Annotated in this window: 21 protein-coding genes; 4 read left to right on the top strand and 17 right to left on the bottom strand. The window is 41.2% G+C overall.

Features of this window, described 5'->3' with window-relative positions:
• Positions 1-197: 197 nt before the first annotated feature.
• Entirely contained in the window at positions 198-719 is a 522-nt protein-coding gene (locus tag AC1DYB_RS18520) for an NADPH-dependent FMN reductase (RefSeq protein WP_477437045.1), read from the top strand.
• A 30-nt stretch (positions 720-749) separates the two neighbouring features.
• Here AC1DYB_RS18520 and AC1DYB_RS18515 read toward each other — a convergent pair whose 3' ends face one another.
• The 10 genes from AC1DYB_RS18515 to AC1DYB_RS18470 all read right to left on the bottom strand — a co-directional run bounded on the left by AC1DYB_RS18515 (position 750) and on the right by AC1DYB_RS18470 (position 13,638).
• On the bottom strand, positions 750-2,717 hold the full coding sequence (locus AC1DYB_RS18515; RefSeq protein ID WP_477437044.1) for a T9SS type B sorting domain-containing protein: 1,968 nt from the start codon (positions 2,715-2,717) through the stop codon (positions 750-752).
• Positions 2,718-2,946: 229 nt separating this feature from the next.
• Positions 2,947-3,873 (bottom strand): hypothetical protein, encoded by a 927-nt coding sequence (locus AC1DYB_RS18510; RefSeq protein WP_477437043.1) that lies wholly within the window; start codon positions 3,871-3,873, stop codon positions 2,947-2,949.
• Positions 3,874-4,121: 248 nt separating this feature from the next.
• Entirely contained in the window at positions 4,122-5,306 is a 1,185-nt protein-coding gene (locus AC1DYB_RS18505) for a M20 metallopeptidase family protein (protein ID WP_477437042.1), read from the bottom strand.
• The gene (locus AC1DYB_RS18500) at positions 5,299-5,763 is read right to left on the bottom strand and encodes an SPOR domain-containing protein (protein ID WP_295713487.1); all 465 of its coding nucleotides are present in this window, start codon (positions 5,761-5,763) and stop codon (positions 5,299-5,301) included. The genes AC1DYB_RS18505 and AC1DYB_RS18500 overlap by 8 nt, the downstream gene beginning before the upstream one ends.
• Positions 5,764-5,894: 131 nt before the next feature.
• Positions 5,895-9,203: a preprotein translocase subunit SecA gene (secA, locus tag AC1DYB_RS18495; protein ID WP_477437041.1), complete on the bottom strand. Its 3,309-nt coding sequence runs from the start codon at positions 9,201-9,203 to the stop codon at positions 5,895-5,897.
• A gap of 271 nt (positions 9,204-9,474) precedes the next feature.
• On the bottom strand, positions 9,475-10,407 hold the full coding sequence (locus tag AC1DYB_RS18490) for a bifunctional riboflavin kinase/FAD synthetase (RefSeq protein ID WP_477437040.1): 933 nt from the start codon (positions 10,405-10,407) through the stop codon (positions 9,475-9,477).
• Between the two features lie 84 nt (positions 10,408-10,491).
• The gene (truB, locus tag AC1DYB_RS18485; protein ID WP_477437039.1) at positions 10,492-11,220 is read right to left on the bottom strand and encodes a tRNA pseudouridine(55) synthase TruB; all 729 of its coding nucleotides are present in this window, start codon (positions 11,218-11,220) and stop codon (positions 10,492-10,494) included.
• Between the two features lie 227 nt (positions 11,221-11,447).
• Complete coding sequence (locus AC1DYB_RS18480; RefSeq protein ID WP_477437243.1) at positions 11,448-12,242, bottom strand: undecaprenyl-diphosphate phosphatase; 795 nt, start codon at positions 12,240-12,242, stop codon at positions 11,448-11,450.
• 151 nt (positions 12,243-12,393) lie between these two features.
• Positions 12,394-12,675 carry a DUF3098 domain-containing protein gene (locus tag AC1DYB_RS18475; RefSeq protein ID WP_295713498.1) on the bottom strand — a complete coding sequence of 94 codons (282 nt, stop codon included), beginning with the start codon at positions 12,673-12,675 and terminating at the stop codon, positions 12,394-12,396.
• A gap of 84 nt (positions 12,676-12,759) precedes the next feature.
• Positions 12,760-13,638, bottom strand: a complete 879-nt coding sequence (locus AC1DYB_RS18470; RefSeq protein WP_295713501.1) for a cell division protein FtsX — start codon at positions 13,636-13,638, stop codon at positions 12,760-12,762.
• Between the two features lie 370 nt (positions 13,639-14,008).
• Between AC1DYB_RS18470 and AC1DYB_RS18465 the strand changes: the two genes are divergently transcribed.
• Positions 14,009-14,212 carry a hypothetical protein gene (locus AC1DYB_RS18465; protein WP_477437038.1) on the top strand — a complete coding sequence of 68 codons (204 nt, stop codon included), beginning with the start codon at positions 14,009-14,011 and terminating at the stop codon, positions 14,210-14,212.
• A gap of 207 nt (positions 14,213-14,419) precedes the next feature.
• On the opposite strand, the gene AC1DYB_RS18460 is transcribed toward AC1DYB_RS18465, so the two are convergent.
• The 3 genes from AC1DYB_RS18460 to AC1DYB_RS18450 form a co-directional block, all read right to left on the bottom strand.
• On the bottom strand, positions 14,420-16,219 hold the full coding sequence (locus tag AC1DYB_RS18460; protein WP_477437037.1) for an ABC transporter ATP-binding protein: 1,800 nt from the start codon (positions 16,217-16,219) through the stop codon (positions 14,420-14,422).
• Between the two features lie 132 nt (positions 16,220-16,351).
• Positions 16,352-17,224 (bottom strand): tRNA pseudouridine(38-40) synthase TruA, encoded by an 873-nt coding sequence (gene truA, locus AC1DYB_RS18455; RefSeq protein ID WP_477437036.1) that lies wholly within the window; start codon positions 17,222-17,224, stop codon positions 16,352-16,354.
• 93 nt (positions 17,225-17,317) lie between these two features.
• Positions 17,318-17,845 carry a DUF892 family protein gene (locus AC1DYB_RS18450; RefSeq protein ID WP_477437035.1) on the bottom strand — a complete coding sequence of 176 codons (528 nt, stop codon included), beginning with the start codon at positions 17,843-17,845 and terminating at the stop codon, positions 17,318-17,320.
• A 136-nt stretch (positions 17,846-17,981) separates the two neighbouring features.
• On the opposite strand from AC1DYB_RS18450, the gene AC1DYB_RS18445 reads away from it, so the two are divergent.
• A complete protein-coding gene (locus tag AC1DYB_RS18445) occupies positions 17,982-18,452 on the top strand; it encodes a DUF4293 domain-containing protein (RefSeq protein ID WP_295713516.1) in 471 nt (156 codons plus the stop codon).
• 114 nt (positions 18,453-18,566) lie between these two features.
• On the opposite strand, the gene AC1DYB_RS18440 is transcribed toward AC1DYB_RS18445, so the two are convergent.
• Complete coding sequence (locus tag AC1DYB_RS18440) at positions 18,567-19,403, bottom strand: class I SAM-dependent methyltransferase (protein ID WP_295713519.1); 837 nt, start codon at positions 19,401-19,403, stop codon at positions 18,567-18,569.
• A 172-nt stretch (positions 19,404-19,575) separates the two neighbouring features.
• Here AC1DYB_RS18440 and AC1DYB_RS18435 point away from each other — a divergent pair, with 172 nt between their 5' ends.
• On the top strand, positions 19,576-21,429 hold the full coding sequence (locus AC1DYB_RS18435; protein ID WP_477395538.1) for a DEAD/DEAH box helicase: 1,854 nt from the start codon (positions 19,576-19,578) through the stop codon (positions 21,427-21,429).
• Positions 21,430-21,636: 207 nt separating this feature from the next.
• Here the strand turns inward: AC1DYB_RS18435 and AC1DYB_RS18430 are convergent, their stop codons facing one another.
• Genes AC1DYB_RS18430 through AC1DYB_RS18420 form a run of 3 tightly spaced genes read right to left on the bottom strand, consistent with a single transcriptional unit; the run spans position 21,637 to position 23,363 of the window.
• Positions 21,637-21,960: a hypothetical protein gene (locus AC1DYB_RS18430; protein WP_477437034.1), complete on the bottom strand. Its 324-nt coding sequence runs from the start codon at positions 21,958-21,960 to the stop codon at positions 21,637-21,639.
• Between the two features lie 52 nt (positions 21,961-22,012).
• Entirely contained in the window at positions 22,013-22,324 is a 312-nt protein-coding gene (locus AC1DYB_RS18425; protein ID WP_477437033.1) for a hypothetical protein, read from the bottom strand.
• 31 nt (positions 22,325-22,355) lie between these two features.
• Positions 22,356-23,363 carry an NAD(P)H-dependent glycerol-3-phosphate dehydrogenase gene (locus tag AC1DYB_RS18420; RefSeq protein WP_295713534.1) on the bottom strand — a complete coding sequence of 336 codons (1,008 nt, stop codon included), beginning with the start codon at positions 23,361-23,363 and terminating at the stop codon, positions 22,356-22,358.
• Between the last annotated feature and the right edge of the window lie 11 nt (positions 23,364-23,374).

Genomic DNA, 23,374 nt, shown 5'->3' with positions numbered 1-23,374 from the left:
ATAAAGATACGAAATTAAACAATTAGGAAATCCACAGGTTTAGTCAATTTACAAACATATTCGTTTAATTAGTGAATTAATGATAGCGTGAATTAGTGATTTGCTTAAGCACTGATAATTAAGGATTAAGCTATTATAAATTCATTCAAATTCAAAAATACTAACTCGCTAATTCACTAACTCACTAATTAAAAAGAATGATAACCATCATAGCATCAACCAACAGACCGGGCAGTTCAACACTAAAAATGGCTAAATATTACCAGGAGCAATTGCAGGAAAAGGGGGTTGAAGCTAATTTGTTATCGTTAGAAGATTTACCACCAAACCTGTTACAAACAGATCTATATGGTAAAAGAAGCTCTGAATTTTCCGAAATTCAAAAGCTGATAACTGACACTGATAAGTTTTTATTTATAATACCTGAATATAACGGCAGCTATCCCGGTGTGCTTAAAGTATTTATTGATGCCTGCGATTTCCCCGAAAGCTTCTATGATAAAAAAGCGGCATTGGTAGGCGTATCATCAGGCAAATACGGTAACATCCGCGGGATAGACCATTTTACAGGTGTTTGTCATTATGTACACCTTAACGTGATGCCTCTAAAACTGCATATATCAGCCATCCACAAGGAATTTGACAAAAACGGCCAGCTTTTACACGCCGATACATTGAAGTTTACCGACGAGCAAATAGACAAGTTTATTAAGTTTTGATCATTCGCTCTTACTCCATAAATATCTCCCTTAATTAACAATTAATACCCACCCCGTTAGCTTTGGCGAGCCTAATTTGAGATCGATAATATAGTAATACGTACCCGAGGGTAGCTTGGCACCGTTGTAAGTACCTTTCCAGGGTTTGTCATAACCAATACTTTTAAATACCTGCTGCCCGTAGCGGTTAAATACTGTAAGTAAACTTTGGGGGTAAGTTACCAGCGCTTCAATATCCCAAAAATCATTATAACCATCCCCATTTGGAGAAAACGCGTTGGGTATAACAATCTTGTGATAAACCTTTACAAAAACACTGCTGGTAGCTTCACCACAATTTTGCGCCGAACTCACTGTAAGGTGATAGGTGATATCATCAGCGGGGGTAGCAATGGGGTTAAGCACATGCGGATCACTAAGCCCGGTTGCAGGCGTCCAATTAAAAATATTGGCATTTTGGGCTGTTCCGTTTAACATTACCGATTGGCCCTCAAATATTTTCTTATCAGCTCCGGCATCGGCCAATGGATTTCCTAATACATTTACTGTTACCGTTTTAGTATCTGAACAATCATTAGCATTGCGTACTGTAACCGCATAAGTAGTCGTTTCGGTTGGGTTTGCAACCGGATTACTGGATGCTGGGTCAGACAAACCTGCCGCAGGGCTCCAACTGTAACTTGTAGCTCCCGGCGCCGAAGCGCTTATGGTAACCGAATTTCCTTTGCAAACAGTTGCTGTATTGCTTACCGTAATTACCGGCTTTAAATTAACAGTAACCGGAAATGTGTTTGAAGAAGAAGTACAACCACTCGCTGATGTTACATCAACCGAATAATTACCCTGAATTGCAGGTGTAATATTTTCAAGTTGCAATGGGTTCTGATTTTTGTTAACCTGGGTTATGCCAGGCCCATGCCATTCATAAACTACCCCTCCTGTCGCGTTAAGTGTTAAGGCACCTCCTTCGCATGCAGCAGCAGGCTCCATATGTGGCACCACCGGCTTAGGATTTACTGTAATGGTAAGCGGTTCTGAATAAGTACGGCATGTTAGCGAATTTATGTTTTCTGCTTCGGCGGCGGCAATTCTGTATTGATAATTACCGACCGTCATATCCGGGGTAGTTGTAACCTTCAAAATATTGCCGGTTTCATTTAATATATCTACCCATGCACCTCCATCAGCCTTCCGTTGCCATTGCCTGCGGACATCATCATAACCTTCGCCTATTTGTGCAACTAAGTTATAGGCATGGCTTTCGCCTATACATACATTTTGTGGCGCGGTTGCGGTTATACTATTAAACCCCAATTGAATGACCGGACCACAAGCCCTGAATGCAATATCATCCAGCAGCAAATCATTGCCATTTCCGCCGGGGGCCTGGTTCTCTATTTTTAATACTACCTTATCTATATTACCGGGAGTTGCAAAAGTGACACTACATTTTACCCATTCAGGTGTTGTTGTGGGGTCAATAGTTTTGGTAATGGTAGCTAAAGGGGCTCCAGTTATTGTTTCAATGGTAAACTTTAATTTGGGTTGGTTGGCGCCACCGCTTGCCGCCGGGGTAAGCAAATTAAGCACATATGCCGAAAACTCATAGGTAGTTTTTTGGCACAAGGGAACATCAGTTACCTGTTTAAAAAACTCACTGGCGTCATATGATGCATTAATAAACATCATATAACCATTAGGGTCGCCTGTATGATCTTGAGGAACCGAAAACCAGTTCCCGGGAATACAATTTGAGCCACCATTTTTCACATCTGTGCTGTTTACAATAGTATAAAAATTATCATCTGGACAACCTGCTACATAAAGCATGGTAGAATAAGGCGACGGCGGACCAAAGTTTGCTCCCGCACCAAAAGTTACATTAATAACAGGATCGCCCAGACTGCCTTTACAGATTACGGGATCTTGCGCTTTAACACGATTAAGCGCCATTGCAAATAGAAGCAGCAATAATAATTTTAGGGTATAAGACCGCATTAATAGATTTAGCTTGAAACGCTATCTTCCAAAAGTATATTTTTTTATTGATGGATAGGATATAATTAACGCACAATTACATCACATCCAAATACTTAAAAGCAGTTTGCTACCAAAACCAACCACGGCCTAAAAAAATTAATTAACAGAAGAAACCGGCTAAATTAAAAAGAAATTCTATCTGAAAAAAAGAGACGACTGCAGGGCAATCACAGCTATAAGGCGTCCCTTACTCCTTCTCATAATCCTTGTGCACAATTAAAAAGCTGGCTCGTTCTTCTTTGTGGAAAGGGATATTCCAGTTGCCCTGGTAAGTGATTTTGATGGGCAGCAACTGGCCATTAAAATTATTAAGTTCGATGTTCATCTGTACATTAAAATCAAAGAACATATTGCTGAATTTCATGTCAATGTAACGCCCAAGGATCTCGAACGTGCGCTCATCAAAAATGGTGGTCATTTCCTTAATCATAGTGTCCCCATCTGACGTGCTTGGCTTGCATCTAACTTTAAAGCGATAAACGGGAATGGTATCCAGGTACTTACCACGGGCAAACTCATAAAAGTAAAATTCGCGCATGTCTTTGGAAAAGATCTCTGTTTTGCTCCCAATAAAAGGAATCCCCTTAACCTTGCGACCGGGGGTGAATATCAGTGTCTTTAATTTATCCTTATAGCTTTCGTTTTTTCCGCCGGTGCCGGGCAGTTCATCGCCCTTCACAAAATCGGAGTTATAGGCGTTCTGGAAAATAAAGTCGAACATTTCTACCGTGTACAACTGGTACTTGCCATTCTTTTTATAAACAGAACCACTATCCTGCTTAGCAAAATATTCTATTTTATGCTGACCAACAACATTGCTGTGGCGAAGCTTGCGATAAACCTTGCCGTCAACTTTGTTTTTCTTATCGTACGTATAAATGCGATTCTCGGCAGTAAAAGCGTAAGCCTTCATATTCTGAAAAGCCTTGTAAAAACTGGTATCGGCCATTACCGCGTCTATAAAATCCTGTGCACGAAGCTTATGCGACCGGATATCAACCAATGAGTCGATAACGATGGTACGGATGGTATCGGGATTAAAGCGTTGTATTTGCTGGGAGAAGGCAAAACTGCTAACAATAGTAAATCCTACAACTAATAATAATTTCTTCATCACACTATTAACATTTTAGTGGAGATGGTTGTTACATCCAACTATCTCCAACATGTCATTGTTTCGTAGTTATCCATTATAAACCTCATCATGTCATTGCGAGGCACGAAGCAATCGCATACTTTATAGGGCGGATTAGAAAAGTTCGCGATTGCTTCGTGCCTCGCAATGACATAGCTTTGTATTGTCATTTCCTTCTTCGATGCCCATGGATTTCACAACCCACGGCAACATAATCTATCCTATTTCTAATTCCCCAACTGCTTAATGGCCAGGTAAGCCATTAGCCCGGTGCTTATTTTAAATGCGTCCTCTTCCACATCAAAGGTGGGTGTATGTACCGATGAGGTAATACCACGGACTTCGTTACGGGTTCCCAGGCGATAAAAACAGCTATCGGCTGCCTGCGAGTAATAGGCAAAATCTTCAGCAGCCATCCAAATGTCAAGATCAACTACATTCTCTTTACCTAAGTAGTCCTCGGCGTGACCACGGGTAGCATGGGTAAGTACTTCTTCGTTGATCAGGAACGGGTAACCGCGCATAATATTAAATTCGCAGCTACCGCCCATACTTTCGGCCATGCCTTCGGCCATTTTTTTCATGCGTTTATGGGCTTCTTCGCGCCATTTTTCATCCATGGTACGGAAGGTACCTTCCAGGTAAACTTCGTTAGGGATCACATTGGTGGCACCATTAGCTATTACTTTGCCAAATGACAATACAGAGGGGCTCTTAGGATCAGCAAAACGGCTTACTACCTGTTGCAGGGCGGTTAATATATGGGCAGTGATAATAACAGGGTCTATATTTTGTTGAGGCTGGGCGCCGTGGCCACCTTTACCTTTAACAGTAACATATATTTCATCTGTTGAAGCCATGTATTTACCGGCACGAAAACCCACCTTACCAGCTTCAATCAAAGGCATTACATGCTGCCCTAATACGGCTTGTGGTTTTGGATTTTCCAGTACCCCCTCTTTAATCATGATGCTTGCACCACCGGGAAGTTTCTCTTCGGCTGGTTGAAATATCAATTTAACGGTTCCGCCAAACTGGCTTTTCAATTCGGTTAAAATACGGGCCGTACCCAATAACGATGATGTATGCGCATCATGGCCACAAGCGTGCATTACGCCTATATTTTTTGATTTATAGGGCACATCATTAGCTTCTGTAATAGGCAAGGCATCCATATCGGCACGCAGAGCCACTACTCTATCAGAGGGAAGGTCGCCTTTTATCAGGGCTACCAAACCGGTATCGGCCATTTTTTGGTATTCCAAACCCAGTTCTTCCAACTTGCCGGCCACAAAACCAGAAGTTTGCTGTTCATGAAAGGAGAGCTCGGGATTGGCATGCAGGTGGCGGCGGTTGGCTACCACATCATCAAATATTTTTTGTGATAAATCCTGTATTTTTTCTTTAATCATCGTTGGCATCAGCTTTAGGTAGATTTATTTTTTCGGATATGATGAACAGACTCGAAAACGAGGCTCTGAGTTCCTGCATCAGTTTTTGGGCTTCCAGGCGGGTCCTGAAATCGCCTGCACGAACTTTAAAATTGGGTTCGCTATAAAGAATATAGGTGCGCAGTTCGGGATATTCGCGTTGCAGCCTGGCCTGGGCACTGTAAGCTTCCTGCCTGCTGGATCCGCTAAAGAACTGTACCCGGTAACCATACGATGAGGATACCCCAGGTGCAATCCCGGTTTCTTTATTTAAAGTAAAGCGTTTGGCTATCAGTGTATCAACCAATGGGTCTTTAACTACTTCAACCTTGCCACGGGTTTGGGCAAAGGTTTTGGTTGAGGCAATTATCAGCACAAAAAAAAAGCAGTATTTGATGAGGGCTGATTTAGCTTTATGATCAAATACTGCTTTTTTCATGATATTTTAAAAACCGTCATTGCGAGGCACGAAGCAATCTCTACATAGGCAAGTCGAACATGCAAGTCCGCTCTGTACAGCATAGAGATTGCTTCGTTCCTCGCAATGACGTGGTTATTTATTACTTACTCTTAATTCTGCCCTACGCCATGGCAGTTTTTAAATTTTTTGCCACTACCGCAAGGGCAAGGATCATTACGACCTATCTTTTGCTCAACCCTTACAGGTGTAGCTTTCTGCTGGTCGCGAAAATCATCCATAGGGATACCGTTAACTTCGTTAACAAGCTCGGCTTTGGTGGTTTTCATTTTGCGCAAATCAAGCTTAGGCTCTGGTTTCGCTTCCCTGATCTCTTCAGCTTGTTGCTGAACCGGGATGCCTCCCCTGAACAGGAAACTTACTATTTCTTTATTCACATTGGCCAACATGCCACGGAACAGTTCAAAAGCCTCAAATTTGTAAACCAACAGTGGATCCTTCTGCTCATAAACCGCGTTCTGTACAGATTGTTTTAACTCATCCATCTCGCGTAAATGCTCTTTCCAGGCATCATCTATCAGGTACAGGGTAACGTTCTTTTCAAAAGATTTGAACACTTCATGACCGTGGTTGTCAATCGCTTTTTTAAGCGGAACAGAAACCTGGATACCATGAATGCCATCGCTGAAAGGCACCACAATGTTTTCTACGTATTGACCACGGGTATCATACACATCTTTTAATACCGGGTAAGCCTGTGCAGAAACAGCATCGCCTTTACGTTTGTAAAAATCCATCACCGTTTGGAAGGTATGATCAACCAACGCGTTAATAGAGTTTGCAGCAAACTTATCAGCATCAATCTCCACATCAACCGAGAACAGCCGAATCATCTCTAAAGTGAAACCTTCGTAATTGTTAGCCTCTTTATATTCTGTGGTGATATCTTCAACCACATCAAAAATGGTATTGCTCAAATCAACATCCAAACGTTCGCCAAACAAAGCGTTTTTACGTTTAGTGTAAACAACTGTACGCTGTGAGTTCATCACATCATCATACTCCAGCAAACGTTTACGAATACCAAAGTTATTTTCTTCTACTTTTTTCTGCGCGCGTTCAATTGATTTAGAGATCATGGAGTGCTGAATAACTTCGCCCTCCTCAATACCCATACGTACCATCAGGTTCGAGATTCTCTCTGATCCAAATAAACGCATCAGGTTATCCTCCAACGATACAAAAAACTGTGAAGAACCCGGATCACCCTGCCTACCGGCACGACCGCGTAACTGCCTGTCAACACGGCGCGACTCATGGCGCTCTGTACCTACAATGGCCAAACCACCGGCTGCCTGAACTCCGGCACCCAATTTAATATCCGTACCACGACCAGCCATGTTGGTGGCAATGGTTACTGTGCCCGACTGACCAGCTTCGGCCACAATATCGGCCTCTTTCTGGTGCATTTTCGCATTCAGTACGTTATGTTTAATGCCGCGTAGCTTAAGCATACGGCTCAATAGTTCAGAAATTTCTACCGATGTAGTACCAACCAGTACCGGACGACCGGCCTGTGTTAATTTTACAATCTCATCGGCAACAGCATTATATTTTTCGCGGATGGTACGGTATACCAAATCCTGCCTGTCTTCGCGGCTTGCAGGGGTATTGGTTGGTATCTCTACCACATCCAGTTTGTATATTTCCCAAAACTCACCGGCTTCAGTAACGGCAGTACCCGTCATACCGCAAAGCTTGTGGTACATCCTGAAGTAGTTTTGCAGGGTAACAGTCGCAAATGTTTGCGTTGCATCCTCAACCTTTACATTTTCTTTAGCCTCAATAGCCTGGTGTAAACCATCAGAGTAACGGCGGCCATCCAATACACGACCTGTTTGCTCATCTACAATTTTCACTTTGCCTTCGTCCAAAATGTATTCGGTATCCTTTTCAAATAAGGTATAAGCCTTCAACAATTGGTTAACAGAGTGGATACGTTCAGATTTGATAGAGAAATCACGCATCAGTTCATCCTTGCGGGCAATTTTCTCTTCGGTGCTCAGGTTTGATTTTTCGATCTCGGCAATTTCGGTACCTACATCAGGCATTACAAAAAAGTGAGGATCTTCGCCAGATGAAGTAATCAATTCGATACCCTTTTCGGCCAGTTCAACCTGGTTGTTTTTTTCGTCGATAACAAAAAACAGTTCGGCATCTACCTTAGGCATATCCTTACCCTGATCCTGCATGTAGTGATTCTCTACCTTTTGCAGGGTGCTCCTGTTACCGCCTTCACTTAAAAATTTAATAAGTGCTTTGCTTTTAGGTAAGCCCCTGTAAGCACGCAACAACGCTAAACCACCGCCATCAACATCGGCATTACCATCGTTGATTGCTTTTTTGGCTTCATTTAATACGCTGTTTACATAAGCTTTTTGCGCGTTAACCAAACGTTCGATACGTGGTTTCAACTCATAAAACTCATGCTCATCCCCACGTGGGATAGGCCCAGATATAATTAAAGGTGTCCGGGCATCATCAATTAAAACTGAATCGACCTCATCCACCATTGCATAGTGTAGTTTACGCTGAACAAGTTCTTCCGGACTACGTGTCATATTGTCACGCAGGTAATCAAAACCGAACTCGTTGTTAGTGCCAAAAGTAATATCGGCAAGGTAAGCCGTGCGGCGTTCCTCAGAATTTGGCTCATGTTTATCAATACAATCAACCGATAAACCATGAAACTCATATAAAGGCCCCATCCACTCACTATCCCTGCGAGCCAGGTAATCATTCACAGTTACAATGTGTACACCCTGACCAGCCAGGGCATTAAGGTATGCAGGCAGCGTGGCTACCAGCGTTTTACCTTCACCCGTTGCCATTTCAGATATCTTACCCTGGTGCAAAACAATACCACCTATAAGCTGTACATCGTAATGAACCATGTTCCAGGTCATTTCATTACCGGCAGCAAGCCAGGTATTATGATGAATGGCTTTATCGCCCTTGATCAACACATTATTTTTACGTGCGGCAAGGTTACGATCAAACTCTGTTGCGGTAACTTCAATGGTTTTATTTTCAGAAAAACGCCTGGCAGTTTCTTTTACAACGGCAAACGCTTCCGGCAATATATTGATCAATATATCTTCAAGTTCCTTATTACGGTCTTTTTCCAGCTTATCAAGTTGAGTATATAGCTCAACTTTATCGGCAACATCCATGTCAAGCTCGTTTTCTGTACGATCTTTTATGGCTTGGATCTCGCTATCGATGCCAGAAAGTCCTTCGGCGATAGTTTGTTTAAAACCTATTGTTTTAGCCCTAAGCTCATCATTACTGATGGTACCGAGTTTTGCAAATTCAGCCTTTACTTTTTCAACTATCGGCTTAATACTTTTTACATCCCGTTCTGATTTGCTTCCAAAAAGCTTACTGATAAAATCTAACATATTATTTTGATATAACCCTTCAAACTCAATAATTACGCCATAGCGACAATTAGAGTCATATTGACAGGCAAATGTACGGTTTTAGTTTTGAGTTTTAAGGGAAAACAAGGTGTTTTAGGTGATGATTGGGTGCGGGGAGCGGGCTTTTAGGTGATGATATTTTGTCTGAAGCGGAATTTGTCGAATTAAAGAATTATTTAGTTTTCTTTCTGAAGCTGAATATTCAACGTTCAAATAATTCTGTAAATTCATTAATTCGATAAATTCAGGTTCAGATACTATCTAATAATGCCGTCACATCTATCTTATCCTGCGCCAACTGTACTTTCAGTTCATCCAGCGATGCAAACTTCACGTCGCCCCGCACATAATGATGAAACTCCATTTTTATAGGCTGATTGTAAATCTCTTTGTCAAAATCAAAGATGTTTACCTCAATATTGTGGGTAAGGCCGTTTACGGTTGGGCGGCTGCCTATATATGCCATGCCTTTATAGCGTTGGCCTGCAACCAATACCGTTACTGCAAAGATGCCATCTGATGGGATGAGCTTATATTTCTCTTCTACTACAATATTGGCTGTTGGATAGCCTATTTGCCTGCCTAACTGGTCGCCACGGATAACGGTACCTGTTATAAAAAAGGGATAACCTAAAAAGGTATTGGCAAGATCAATCTGGCCCTTTAAAAGAGCAGCCCTGATACGGGTTGAGCTGATGGCAACCTCATCGATATCCTGCTCAGGAATCTCCTCTACGTCAAATCCGTAAACCGGACCAAGTTTAAGCAGATCTTCCAGGCCGCCCTGCCTGTCTTTACCAAAACGGTGATCGTAACCTATTACTATCTTTTTTGTACCGATTTTGTTCACCAGTACATCACGAATATAACCTTCTGCGGTTTGATTGCTAAAATCTCTTGAAAACGGGGTGATGATTAAATGATCGACACCTAATTGCTCCATCAGCTGGGCCTTTTCGGTAATGGTGGTAATTAGCTTAATGCTTTCATCCTCGGGATGCAATATCATCCGCGGATGCGGAAAGAAGGTAAGAATAACGGTTTCGCCTTTGATCTCGTCGGCAAGTTCCTTTATACCTGCAATAATTTTACGGTGCCCAATATGTACCCCATCAAAGGTACCAATGGTAACAACCGCATTTTTTATAGCTGTAAATTCGTCAATATTGTTGTATATCCTCATTTTATGAGTAAAAACACAAATTTAGTTTTTTAGTTCACCTGGCTATGCCAGGCAGCATATTTTGACCCCGAAATGGTTTAATGATCAACCCTGATCTGCAACCGGCTCGGCGGGAGCTTTTAAAGTCCTGATCATATCCACCAGCTCCATCACCTCCCAGGCGTCTTCTACCTTATAATTACCACTCCGTGTACGCCTTAATTTTGATAAATAAGCCCCATTATTTAAAGTCGCGCCAAAATCATTAACCAGCGACCGGATATAAGTACCCTTGCTACATACTACCCTAAAATCAATTTCGGGTAATTCTATGCGGGTTAGTTCAAATTCGCTAATGGTTACATTGCGCAGGCGCAGTTCAACTTCTTCGCCACGACGGGCCTTTTCATATAACCGCTCACCATCAATTTTTATAGCAGAATGCGCCGGCGGATATTGTTGAATATCACCTGTAAATTGTTCGCAGTTATTACGCAGCTGTTGTTCGGTAAGCTGGCTGATGTCGAATTTATTATCCGGCGCCGTTTCCATATCATATGATGGCGTGGTTGCACCAAGCACCATGGTTCCGGTGTATTCCTTTTCTTCGGCCTGGAAAGTATCAATCTGCTTGGTCATTTTACCGGTGCAAATGATAAGCAAACCGGTAGCCAGCGGATCAAGCGTGCCCGCATGACCTACTTTTAATTTAAGCGGCTTAAACGAATTACGGATTTTGCCCACTACATCAAAGCTCGTCCAGCTATATGGCTTATTAACCAGCAAAAGCTGACCTTCGGCAAATTCCTGTATATTATTGTAGATGTTCTTCAATTATTGCTATTAAAGCTGCAAAGGTAGGGAAATTTTGAAAGGAAACATTCATTCCAACATTGCGGGGGGATACGAAGCAATGGCATCCATTGGTTAACCATACAGAAAATCGAAGTTTTCAAATCTTCGACCTGGGTTATAAAACTAACGCGTCATCACTGCTTTTCAAGGATTACCCTGTTGTATCAGTAATGACGCGTGTTTATTGAAGTTGAAAAATCTTCTGCCTACAATGTTTCCAGCTGGTGGCCACTCACTATTAAACCGATGATCACGATACCGATAACAATACGATACCAACCAAAGATAACAAAGCCCCTACGCTCCAAAAAAGTAATGAAAGTTTTGATAGCCAGCATAGCTACCACAAAAGCAATAACATTACCTATAGCCAATAATTTAATTTCTTCGCCGGTAAAGGTGTGCCCTTCCTTGTAAAAATCATACAGCTTTTTACCTGTGGCTGCAAACATGGTGGGCACAGCCAAAAAGAATGAAAATTCAGCAGCAGCGGTACGGGTAAGTTTTTGCGACATTCCACCAACAATGGTTGCTGCCGAGCGGGAGGTACCGGGAATCATAGCCAGGCATTGGAAAAAACCAATTTTCAAAGCAGTTAAATAGCTGATGTCTTTCTCCTCTTTTACAGTCGGTTTGTTAAACCATTTATCAACAAAAAGCAAAATAACACCACCAACTAATAAGGTAATACCTACAGTAAGGGCGCTCTCTAATAAAGCATCTATTTTTTTACTGAACAGCACGCCAAACACAGCTGCGGGTATAAATGCTACCAATAGCTTGATGTAGAAATTAATAGTTTGAAAAAATCTTTTCCAGTATAGCACCACTACCGATAATATGGCGCCTAACTGCACCGCGATAGTAAATAATTTAATAAAAGGATCTGTAGCTATGCCCATTATAGACGAAGCAATGATCATGTGCCCGGTTGATGACACTGGTAAAAATTCGGTTATTCCTTCAATTATAGCAAGTACAATTACATGTATAAGTTTTATAGTATCCATTGTTTTGGGGGAGTGATTGGATTAGGTGGATGGATTAAGTTGGAATGGTTATATAAGTGTATCTAAATTGGGTTAACCAAGCCAGGCATTGAAGGATAATACCATCAATCGCGCTCTTAATTAACCCAATCAAAAAAAAGACTTACTTTACTTCTGGCTTTTTTAATATCGCGTAAAAGCCTAATCCAAAACCAGCCAATACTACTATTGGAGCAATAACAATTTTGGTGGTACTGTAAATATCTGTAGTGCCAGACATTAACACAAAGCCGAATGCTACTACCAATACACTGATAATTAAAAACTTGTAATTTCCTTTATCAAATATAAATTCAACCGGTGTGGTACTGGTAGTTTTAAGTGCTGGTTTAGCTGCCTGTGCCGATGATTTTAAAGGCGTAGTGGGTTTAAATTGCTGTGCCATTTTTTTAATTAGTGATTTATTTAATTGGTGACTAAGTGATCAAACCTATTCACCTCACATTTTTCTTTATTTTTTTATTTTGACTTACCTATACAGGTCGTATATTTTTAAACGTAAAAACTTGTTAACCGCCAGGAATGTACTAAACGCGGATATAAATACTCCTACTCCAATAACGCCTAAAAATACGATACCAAATTCTGTATAATCCTGCAGAATCACTAAATCCGGCACTTCTCTGTAGGCCAGGTAAAGGGATCCAATGAGTATAATAATTGCTATTAAACCACCTAACAAACCATGCCAGATACCGTATAGTAAAAATGGCTTGCGGATAAATCCTTTTGTGGCGCCTACCAATTGCATTGATTTTATCAGGAACCTTTGCGAGTATATAGCCAGCCTGATAGTATTATTAATAAGTGCTACCGAAAGCACCACAAAAATACCGGCAAATACCAGGATGATCAAACTGATGGAAGTCAGGTTTTGATTCATCTGATCAACTAATGATTGCTGGTATTTTACCTCTTTAACCAAAGGGTTCTTTAACAGGTCGGCTTTAAATTTCTCAATGTCTTTGTTGTTAGCAAAATCAGCCTTCAGGTAAACATCCAGCGATTGTGAAAGTGGGTTATATCCTAAAAACTTTACAAAATCCTCGCCCAGATCCTTTTGCAGGTTACGGGCAGCAAGTTCTTTACTTACGTATTGGGTCTGTTTAACTATAGGGTTGCCATCCAATTGTTTCTGTAACTGCAGTACATCAGTTTCATGCGCTGCATCGTCAACAAAAATGTTCAGTACAATATTTTCCTTAACATAGCGCGAAAGATTTTTGGCATGTACCAAAAGCAGGCCCAGCAAACCTATCATCAATAATACCATCGCAATACCAAATACCGTAGAAATGTATATGGTTTTGGTTTTTTTTGCCGATGCACTTGCTTCAAATTCTTCCATGTTGTTTAGATATGAGAAGTGAGATTTTAAAATTTGAGACCAAAAAAAACAGCCGCATTTTGAAGCTTGTCTTACGTCTCACATCCAATATCTCACACCTACTATTCGTGCGAAATTAAGAAACACGCCTTAAAGGTAAAAGTTTATTGCTTATAAATGTTGTTTAATGCGGTAATAGTATGCAGGTTTTAACATTTATTAACGTCTCGATCAGAATTTTTTGTCTGAATTCAGATTAACCCGATTCAGCTGATTCCCGGATTTGGTAGTTCAACGTCGCGTCTGATGAATCCATTAGCTGGCTAAATCCTGATTCAGAAAATAAACAATTCCGCCCCTCCTCCTGTTATATCATCATGAATATATCATCATGAAAAAGCCAGCAAACGATAAAAGCAAACCATCACCTTCTGATACTCCAACCCGGCGGCCCGATGATAGGGGTGGTAAAAGCAAACTAAGAGAAGAAGACACGCAATACAATGCCGATGAACCTCACGGCGGTGACATTGCCAAAAAACACGAAAAAGAGGAGCAACCCGTTGAGTCGGTAACGGCTGTACCGAAGGGGTGAGGAGGATTATGGGGTTCGGGTTACGGGGTTCGAGGTTCGGGTAAAAGCAACAAGTGCCAATAAATTCTTTATCCGGGCAACTCGCAACGCGCAACTGATCAATTCGGGTAAAAGTTACCATTAGAAATAAAACTTTTAACCGGGCAACACGCATCACGCAACCCGCAACTCAAATCACGCAACTCGCAACACGAAACCCGCAACAGATCACCGTGCTATTCCGGCCGAGTTAAACTGCAGATCATACAGTTTTCGGTAATGGCCATTCTCTATTTTAAGCAATTCCTGGTGGGTGCCTGTTTCCATAATCTCCCCATGATCAAGCACAATGATCCTGTCGGCATTTTGAATTGTTGACAGGCGGTGTGCTATCACTATAGCTGTACGGCCCTGCATTAATTTGTTTATGGCATTTTGTATCAGGATCTCTGTTTCGGTATCTACAGAGGATGTTGCCTCATCCAAAACCAAAATCGCTGGGTTGTATACCAACGCCCTGATAAAGGAAATTAACTGCGATTGCCCTGCCGACAGCGTTGCTCCACGCTCCATTACATTATAATCATACCCGCAAGGCAAACATTCAATAAACTCATGCGCACCCACATCCTTTGCCGCTGCAATAATTTGCTCGCGGGTTATTGATGGATTATTGAGGCTGATATTATTGGCAATAGTATCTGTAAACAAAAATACATCCTGGATCACGGTAGCAATTTGCGAGCGTAAAAACTCTACCTCATATTCGCGAATGTCATGTCCATCTACCTTAACATTCCCCTGCCCTATCTCATAAAAACGATTCAGGATATTTATGGTTGATGACTTACCCGCACCGGTAGCGCCAACCAGCGCCAAAGTTTCGCCTTGCTTTATGTGGAAGCTGATATTTTTCAGCACCCAGTTTTCATCGTTGTAAGCAAACCAAACTTTGTCAAAAACAATCTCGCCTTTTAACCTGCCGGTTTTAAGTGTTCCGTTATCTGTGGCTACCTCATCTGTATCCAATACTTTAAAAATCCTGTCGGCCCCTACCATACCCATTTGCAGGGTATTGAATTTATCGGCCAGCTGTCGTATCGGACGAAAAAGCATGTTCAACAACACAATAAAACTGGTTATTAATCCAGGAGTTACCCCTTTCCCGGACGCGGTTAAAGCCATCTGCTGGCTATCCGACAGCATTCGTTTACATCCATACCAAACCAGCAAGCCCATGCAAATAGCAAACAGGATTTCTACAACCGGGAAAAATATAGAGTAATACCAATTGGAACGAATGTTGGCATCGCGGTATTTTAAATTAACTGCTTTAAATTTGCGCATCTCCTGATCTTCCCGGGCGAATAGCTGAATTATACTGATCCCTGAAATATGCTCAGCCAGGAAAGTATTTAACTGCGCTACCTGCGTGCGCACTTCCTGGAAGGAAGATTTAATAGCTTCCTTAAATACATAAGTTGATGCAAAAAGAAAGGGCATTGGAATCAACGTAATGAGCGCCAGTTTCCAATCATTAAAAAGCATTAAACCAACTACAGCAACTACCAGCAGCATATCTCCCATAATGGAGATGAGGCCTTCAGAAAATATATCAGCAATGGTTTCCAGATCAGATACTGTACGGGTGATGAGCATCCCGATAGGCGTCCTGTCAAAATATTTTAAGCGTAAACTGGTGATATGGTTAAAAATATCAATCCGCAGATCGCGAATAACCGACTGGCCCAGCGCGTTAGTTAAGTAGGTTTGATAATACTGCGCCACAGTTTGAATAAGCAGCTGTGCTATCATCAGGCCAACCATGAAAACCAGCCCGTTGTAATCATCATTTAGTATATCAACATCCAGCGTGCGTTGAATCAGGATAGGTTGCAGCAAGGCGCTCACCGCCAAAAAAACGGTTAAAAATGCAGCCACCACAAACGTAGTGTTGTACGGCTTTACATAGTGCATCACCCGTTTTAATAATTTCCAATCAAGCGCTTTACCGGTAACCTCGGACATATTATCAAATAGTTAGTATCAAGTATCAAGACCTTAGCTTCGCAAATATCGAATAAAAAGTTTCAAGAGTATGTTAGCCAACTGTAATATCAAGCGCTCAAATATAATCGCAAGACATCTTGATACTTGATACTAACTACTTGCTACTAAATAAGGATACTTCACCTCCGTTAAATATAACCCGCAGGCCGGCACACTCATGCCGGCGTTTGAGCGGTTTTTACTTTCAATTATTCCCCTTACAGCTTCGGGAGGTATTTCGCCTTTGCCTACCATCATCAGGGTGCCCACTATAGCCCTCACCATGTTGCGTAAAAATCTATCAGCCGAGATATGAAACACCATACCTTGTTCCGTTTTTACCCATTCGGCCCGGCTAATTTTGCAGTTATTGGTTTTTACCTGGGTATTTGATTTACTAAAGCAGCTAAAATCAATATAATCCATGATCATGGCAGCGGCCTGGTTCATCAATTCCATATCGGGCACATCACGTAACTGCCACGAATATCCCCTCAAAAAAGGATCCTTATTAAAATGGATATGATACTGGTATGATCGCAGTGTAGCATCAAACCGGGCATGAGCACCCTCATGAACCGGGATAATGTTTTTTATGCTGATATCTGCGGGTAAGATAGAGTTAAGGCCCCGAACTTTTTGGCTCATGGCTGATAGTTCATTGTTCATGACTAAAACATCCTGAACTTCATCCTTCGCCTTGCCACCAACTATGATCGATGGGGCATTAGCTTCCTCTTTCCCACTACGATCTATGACCAACGATTCATGAACCGCTACATCAAAATGTGCAAAAAACTCCTTTGCATGTACACCTGTATCTGTGCGCCCGCACCCCGTTGTTTCCACAGGCTGGCGCAGAATAATGGTCAGGGCTTTGTTCAAAGCTTCCTGAACACTGTGCGCATTTTGCTGCACCTGCCAGCCATGATAGGCTGTGCCATCATAAGCCAGTTCAATAAAATAGCGTTGTTTATCTGCCACGCGCCAAAGTTAATTATTATGCCGGGCTCGTGCGTTCATAATTTGGTCAAAGTAATTATCAGCGTTCTATTGAGATACTGGCTGGCAATATATTTACTCTGCCGATGGCTCGCTAATGTATTCCTTGTAAATGGTTTCAAACATCAGTTTATCTTCCATGGCCTGGTTAAATGGCTTATCTAAAAAAGTGTTGCTGTATCCAATAGCCTTGGCCAGGTTTTTTAAAACTTTAAAATAGGTTACCTCGATACCTTCAATTATTTGCAGGTAAAAAACAATAAAAACATCACGCTCCATTGGAGTTTTACCGGCTTTTATGGCCGATACGTAAGCCTCCAGTGTCATGGCTTTCATTCCCAGCACACTTATTTTTGATTGATCTTCATTGATAGACTTAAATATGCCTTCTATATGCTGCAACTGAGCCAGGGCATCGTCACAGCAATCCTGTATGGCGTTTTTTAAATATTGTAAAGACGCAAGTGCTTTTATCTCCTCAAAAAAAACAACCAGGTGTTGTTTACCACAGTAAATACTGTTTAAATGTTCAAGAAATATTTTCTTTAGATGGGCATCTTCAAATTTTACCTCCTGTGGAGATAAATCGCTAATTGAGGTCATACAAAAAAACGGTTAAATAGAAAATTAGTTTAAATATACTATAATAATTATCATTAAAAGCAAAATATTGCCACCAATAAAAATGACTTAAGGCAATAGCTAAAACAACTATATTTGCCATTATAATTTTAATATCATGCTACAACGAATACAAAGCATTTACCTCTTATTTGCCAGCCTGGTGCTGTTTTCTCTATACTTTTTCCCGCTGGCTCATAACGTTTATGTTAATGATGTACCCGTAACTATTATGGTTACCGGAATTTTCCAGGACTTAGGCGGAGTACATAAAAACATCGAGACTTTTACCGCACTTACCGCTGTAACCGCCATTGTGGCGCTTATCCCCCTGGTTATCATTTTCCTATTTAAAAACCGCAAGCAACAAATAGCACTTTGCTATAGTGCCATGCTTGTATTATTTGGTTACAGTTTCTGGATGGCGCAAACCGTTAAGAATGCTGTGGGCGAAGGCGTTCAGCTTGGAACAAAAACAATGGGGATCGGGCTTTTTCTTACTTCTATAAGCATCGTGATGTTGCTATTAGCTATAAAAAGCATTAAAAGCGATGAGAAGCTGGTAAAATCGGCAGATAGGTTAAGGTAGTTCCCTAACCTTTGCTGTTATATGATGCTTGCATTGTATAATGATACAGTGCGCACCTATTAAATTAAAAAAGGCATGCTATAATGGCATGCCTTTTTTAATTTTTCACTAAACTTATGAATAATCAAAGCTCCCCTTTTTAAAGGGTAACTTAAAAAACGCTGTAACAACGTTTAAAATATGCTTGATGCGGTATGTTGCGTTCTTTTTAACCAGGGCAACGCCATGTGCTTCCAGGTTCATGAAAGGCGTGGTAATAGTGCCGGTTTTTGATGATGTTGGCTGCGGGGTTGGCCTTTTCTCAATCACCACTATAGAATCATAATAATGGATAGAATTTACCGAGCGGGTAAAATCATCAACCTTTAATGATTTCTCTACAGAATGATAAGCGTTTAGTTTATCAATAAAGTTTTTAGAGTACTCAATAAAGCTGCCCCTCCTTTTATGCCCACCTCCGTATTTTAACCAGTATGAGGTATGAATATCCTCGCAAAGATAAACACCATCTGGCTTAACATGATTAAACAGCTCCTCGTATGATACAATTTGCTGCAGCATGGTATGGCCTCCGTCATCAATTAAAATATCAATCGGAGGGATCTCTTCTTTAACCTGTTTCAAGAAATTGCGATCGGTTTGTGAGCCTATTAGTATTTTAATATTCTCTTCTTCAACGGCTTTACAGTTAGGGTTTATATCGATGCCGTAAATTTTCGCTTTATCGCCAAAATAGCTTTTCCACATTTGCAGGCTACCGCCGTGCAACGTACCTATTTCCAGTATTACGATGTCTTTACCTCTGTATTTACTAAAATGACGCTCATAAACATCAAAGTAATGTGCCCATTTATATATTACGCGTTCGGTATTATTTTTAAAATATATTTCCAGATCATTCATTTCTGCTTCAATTATTGGGTTTAAACCTACATAAAAAAACCTGTTCACCAAAGCGAATTTAAAATCGATTTAGTATAGGTGCCTATCAAAAAAGGTAACTATCAAATTTCCATGCAATTGCATAATTTTAATTATTATCAACCAGGCATTGCTATTGCTAAATATTAACGCTATCTTTGCGCCCGATTTGGCGATGTTGCCAAATTCGTTATTTTAATTCATGAACCCATTTATTCAACTGGGAATCCGTCATGATATTGTTAATGCCATCTCTGAGTTAGGGTTTGAAAACCCAACACCAATCCAGGAACAGTCAATTCCGGTATTGTTAACAGGCAGCAACGATTTTGTCGGATTAGCCCAAACCGGGACCGGTAAGACTGCTGCCTTTGGCCTACCATTATTAGAACTGTTGGATTTTGAAGAAAATCATCCACAGGCACTTGTTTTATGCCCAACACGTGAACTGTGTTTACAGATCACGAACGACATTAAAAATTACTCCAAAAAAATGGACAACGTTCACGTTGTAGCCGTTTATGGCGGAGCAAGCATTATGGATCAGTTACGCCAGATTAAACGTGGTGTACAGATCGTAGTGGCCACACCAGGCCGTATGCTTGATATCATTAACCGTAAGGCGATAGATTTTTCGAAGGTAAAATTCGTAGTATTGGATGAAGCTGATGAAATGCTCAACATGGGCTTTCAGGAAGACATTGATAATATCTTATCTACCACTCCGGACGAGAAAAAAACCTGGCTGTTTTCGGCCACCATGCCAACTGAAGTTCGCCGTATAGCGAAAAAGTACATGAATGAGCCATTTGAGCTTACCATGGGCACAAAAAACACTGGTAATGCCAACATTGAGCATGAGTACTATATAGTACGTGCCCGTGATAAGTATGCCGCTTTTAAACGTATTGTTGATTTTAATCCAGACATTTTTGGTATTGTATTTTGCCGTACCAAAATTGAAACACAGGATATTGCAGAAGCCCTGATCAAAGACGGTTACAATGCCGATTCTTTACACGGTGACCTGTCACAACAACAACGCGATAAGGTAATGAAACGTTACCGCGAGCGCAGCCTGCAATTGTTAATTGCTACTGACGTTGCCGCACGTGGTATTGATGTTAATGATGTAACACACGTTATTAATTATTCGTTGCCAGATGAGGTTGAAAATTACACCCACCGTAGCGGTCGTACTGCCCGTGCAGGTAAAACAGGTGTATCTATCTCTATCATCAACGCTAAAGAATTAGGTAAAATACGCCAGATAGAACGCACCTTAGGTAAGCGTTTTGTTAAAGCCGAAATACCAACCGGGTTTGATGTTTGCGAAAAACAATTATTCTCAATTGTTCATAAAGTACATAACGTACAGGTTAATGAGCAGCAAATTGAGCAATACATCCCGCGTATAATGGATGAGTTTAAGGATATGAGCAAAGAAGAGTTTATTAAACGCTTTGCATCAATTGAATTTAACCGTTTCCTTGATTATTACAAAAACGCGCCAGATCTTAACGCAAGCGTTGAAGAAAGCGGCCGTCGCGATAGGGACGATCGTTCTGACCGTGGCGAACGTGGTGGTGCGCCAAGCGGCCCATCTGCTTACACCCGTTTATTTATTAACCTGGGTTCTGTTGATGAGTTTAACCGCGGCGATTTGTTAGGTTACATTTGCAACACATCAAAAATTAGCGGCCGTAGCGTTGGTAAAATAGATGTTAAGGGTGTTTATTCATTCTTTGAAGTACCTAACGAGGATGTTGAAAAAGTAACCATAGGCTTTAAAGATGCCGAATACAAAGGTCGCCCGGTAAGGATAGAAGTATCCGGCGAAGGCACCAGCGATCGTCGCGAAAGCAGCGGTGGCGGTTACCGTGGTGGCGAGCGTCGCGAAGGCGGTGGCGGTTACCGTGGTGGCGAACGTCGCGAAGGTGGCGGTGGTTCACGTGGTGGCGATAGAAACAGGAATGCCAATAGTGGAGGCGGTGGTTTCCGTGACTTCTCTGGCAAACCCCGTGAGGATCGTCCTGAACGCAAAAGAAGATTCTAATTTAAAAGAGTCAAGAAATTAGAATCAAGAGTTAAGACTTTAGCAACACAAATGCAGCTGTCTTAATTCTTGACTCTTAATTCTTAACTCTTGATTCTGAAGAAAAAGATAGTTTTCATGAGCTTCCCTGGTAAGGAAGCATAGTTTAGTTTAGTTTTGTTAACAAAGCCTTCAACTGCCGCCAGCAGTTATGAAGGCTTTTGTTTTTTAACGGATAAATTCAACAATATCGGAGTCGGGATAAAAAAGCGTGAGCTTATGATCGTCCAGATTTTTGATCAGGAATTTAGTATAGGGTCTGGTCCCCTCATACGAAGTAAAAATAGTATCGTTTTTAACAAAATAATCCTCGGTAACCGGCTGCCCGTCATCGGTAGTAAAACTTTTTTCGGTTATTTCCAGCTTGGTTTCACCATCTTTTGATTTCCATTTGCCCAATAGCTTTTTATCAGCCTGGTTGGTAGTACAAGCAAAGGAAAATAGTATCAGCGCGCAAAACGAGTACGCAAAAATCATTGTGTAATTTTTCATGATAAGTTTTTTAAACCAATTGCTTTTGCAGGTACTGTTAAATTACAAAATTTTATTGAGCAGGTTTATCAATAAGCGCAGATTTTTTTACAAATACCCTGTGGCCTTTTTTGTTAATGTAGTAATAATGTGAATTTTCGTCTATGTAAACTGTTTGCCCACCTCGTGCCACTTTGCCCTCATATTTTTTATCAACTACACCTGCGGCACCTTTAGCAGCAATCTCCGAAGTTTTATGACCAACCTTTTTAGCTGTCTTGCTTATTTTGTGGCCAAGCGTACTGTCCTTGTGGGTTTGTGCAAAAGCTGGTGATATCACAAATGATCCCGCCGCAAACAGTACAATTTTGAATAGATTTTTCATGGTAATTTAATTGAGTTAATATTATTTAATATCAGCTCAATTTTTCTGCCAAAATCTTCATTTCAAGTACCGGGGAGTGTTTCTGGTACAAAATAGCATAAACAGCATCACATATGGGCATATTTACTTTGTACTGTTTGTTAACCTGCTGTAGGCAATTTACTGCATAATATCCCTCGGCTATCATATTCATTTCTAACTGGGCCGATGTTACGGTATAGCCCTTGCCTATCATATTACCAAAAGTACGGTTGCGGCTAAACTGCGAGTATGCGGTAACCAGCAAATCGCCCAGGTAGGCCGATTCTTTGATATCCCGGTTTATGGGGTGCACTTCGGCAACAAATCTTTCCAGCTCGCGTATGGCATTTGATATCAGCACAGCCTGAAAATTATCGCCATAACCCACACCGTGGCAAATACCACCTGCTATAGCGTATATATTTTTTAACACGGCGCCCCACTCGGTACCATAAATATCATCAGATACAATGGTTTTGATGTAACGGGTATTGATCATGCCGGCAAACTCAGCGGCTAAAGCGGCATCGCGCGATGCAATGGTGAGGTATGATAGTTTTTCCAGCGCTACCTCTTCGGCATGGCAAGGCCCGCTGATCACCATAAAATCATCAAAAGAAACCCCCATCTTCTGATTTAAAAACTCGCCGATAATTAAATTTTCATCGGGTACAATACCCTTTATCGCCGATACTACCTTTTTTCCGACAAGGTCCTCGGCGGTAATGCCGGTAAGTGCTGCTTTTAAAAAGGCGGCAGGTACGTTCAGTAAAATGATATCGGCAACAGCGATAAGCGCTTTCAGATCACCGGAGATATTTTCTTTAGGCAGTTTAATTTCAACCGAACTTAAATAATTGGGATTATGCCCAAATTTGTGCAAGTGCTCAACTGCCTGCGTATTGCGCATCCACCAAAAAATTTCTTTCTCGGTAGTATTATCAGCCAGCATTTTAACATTAGCCGTAGCCCAGCTACCGCCGCCAATAACGGCGATCTTTTTCTTTTCCTTTAACATTAAACAGCGTT

Source organism: Mucilaginibacter sp. P2_A4 (assembly GCF_056405015.1).
This window is presented reverse-complemented; position numbering and strand designations above follow the sequence as displayed.